Annotated in this window: 2 protein-coding genes; both read right to left on the reverse strand. The window is 51.4% G+C overall.

The annotated features are described in order from the left end of the window. Nucleotides 1-314, reverse strand: a 314-nt coding sequence (locus AC1D1X_RS23490) for a Hint domain-containing homing endonuclease (protein WP_477699370.1), incomplete at its 3' end; no start/stop codon positions are given. A gap of 720 nt (nt 315-1034) precedes the next feature. Further along, the coding region (locus AC1D1X_RS23495) for a hypothetical protein (RefSeq protein ID WP_477699371.1) at nt 1035-1340 on the reverse strand (306 nt) is incomplete at its 5' end.

Consider the following 1340-nt stretch of genomic DNA (forward strand, 5'->3'; position numbering starts at 1 on the left):
GGCTGCTCCAGCGCGGCCACCTTGCGGGGGCCCAGATTTGTCATAACCAGATCACCCACCGCGACGTCTTCCACCGGCTTGCTGGAGCCGTCGGCCATCAACACACGGTTGCCGGCCAGGAAGCAGGAGCAACTGTCGCAGTAATTGCACGAAGCGGGAATGATGTCTTCCTGGACCGTCTGGCCCTGCGACGTTGAGCGATAAGGCCGCCGGGTTACCGACCAGCCTTCGTTCACGTCGTCCTGGGCATTTCTGCTCGGGATGTACGACTCGTCTTTGCCCACAAAAAGACCACCTTTGGTAATTCCACCCATTTTTAACTCCAGTTAGGTTAGTTAGGAACACAGACACTTGTTTTGGGAGCACTGGAAATCCATGGCTCCCACCCAATACATCCGGCGCCCTGAAGAATGTTTATCGTGGCGGCGAGTGTTGGATTGCGCTGGAGTCTGGCAACAAGCTAGGTCAGGTTCGATGGTATGCAACCGCCTGTCGGCTCATAGCGTCGTACGGCGACCTGCAAATCAGTGATCTTCAAACGAATAATGGCTGTAGACCAATAGGGATGTGCGCAAGCAGCTATTGAATTGATAGCAAATTCGATGAGTAGGTCAACCCTTCTTGGGGAGCCACTTGAGGCGTGGTTTTTGAAGCTTCAACTGGACACCCTGGCGCATGCGCTCGGATTGCCCTGAGCCGCAAGCTTCCGGCCCACAACCAGCTTTACCGACTACGACGACGAAGAGTCTCTCGAGGGAAGAGACCGCTACCACCTAGTGCTTAGCTGCGGCGAGCGCAATCTACTGGAGTCTGGCAACAATCGATTCAATGTGAAGCCCAGGGAACTCTGGTTCTTTGACAACAAGTGATGCACAGGGCAGCCAATCCATCCGATACGCCGCGTGTGCATATTATTTTTGATGGGTATCCACTGAGGAAACTGGGCTAGGCTCCCGTGAAGGCCAAGTTTTTGTCCACATCCCCAGTGGGTCAGATTTCGACGGAACTCAACATACTGTATTCGTCCCTATGGTTTAGGGGGCCGATTTCGAAGCGCTAACTCCGCTGGCACTCAGAGCAGTTGCCAACTCATTCGAATAATCAAAATATCCTCTTGAGTTAACTTCTTTCGGAGTAAGAATTTTACTTATTAATCCAAATGAATTTTTTCGGAATTCCTGAATGGATAATTCGGTTTCAGCCGAACACTCCAGAGTGTAAGCATCACTAGTTTCGCCTTCCGGTATTCCAAACAAGATAAACGTCATTCCAGAATTACCGTCTTCTGCAACGAACGCCGGAACTTCTTCAAAACGCCCAGTCTCTTCCCGTTTAAAAAT

It is taken from the genome of Polaromonas sp. P1_G4 (assembly GCF_056405475.1).